Genomic DNA, 754 nt, shown 5'->3' on the forward strand with positions numbered 1-754 from the left:
ATCCTTGCGGGTGGCATGGGCAATCGATTTGAGGAAAGCCTCTACCCAAACAGTTTAGTGAGGTGGCAGGTAAGCCGGTTCTGATGCATACTTTGAATGTATTCTACCGTTGTCCCTTAAATATAGAGATTATCCTAGTGCTTCATCGGGGGTACGCTGAAATTTGGCGCGAACTCGTGGAACGGCACGATTTCGATGTGCCGCATACCGTTGTTTTGGGCGGTAAGGAACGGTTCCATTCCGCAAAAAATGCATTTGCCATCATTCCAGAAGGTGGTGACGTACTGGTGGCAGTCCACGACGGCGTTCGCCCATTCGTTGCTGAGGACGTGATTATAAATGCATATGCGAAAGCTGGGGAATACGGTGCGGTCGTGCCTGCAGTCTCCACCGTTAATCCTATACGTTTATATAAGGACGATCGTTCCGTGGCACTCGACCGCACGTATAGTCGATCCGACATACATATCGTCCAAACGCCGCAGGTCTTTAAGTATGGAATACTTAAAAAGGCGTTTGAGCTATAATACAAGGGGTGGAAGGCCCGTATCAAAGTTTATGTGTGGTCCGATCGGGTAAAAGCGAGTGTTTTCAAGCCATTGAGCTTGGCTATTGAAGTAGATGAAATGGGGAGAATGCTGTAGGTGTACTGGACAGTACCTGACAAAACCCGGGGAATCGATCTACTTCGCTTTCTTATCTAGGACGGTATTCGAGGCTATCCAACGACTGGATTTCACCACTTTCATCTCTA

At 48.0% G+C, this 754-nt stretch carries 1 pseudogene; it reads left to right on the forward strand.

Annotated elements, in window-relative coordinates:
• Positions 1–53: 53 nt before the first annotated feature.
• Positions 54–527: pseudogene (locus tag U9S71_RS20895) on the forward strand (IspD/TarI family cytidylyltransferase); the annotation flags it as partial.
• Between the last annotated feature and the right edge of the window lie 227 nt (positions 528–754).

Origin of the sequence: Parapedobacter flavus, assembly GCF_035818675.1 — a bacterium.
Taxonomy (GTDB): Bacteria; Bacteroidota; Bacteroidia; order Sphingobacteriales; family Sphingobacteriaceae; genus Parapedobacter; species Parapedobacter flavus.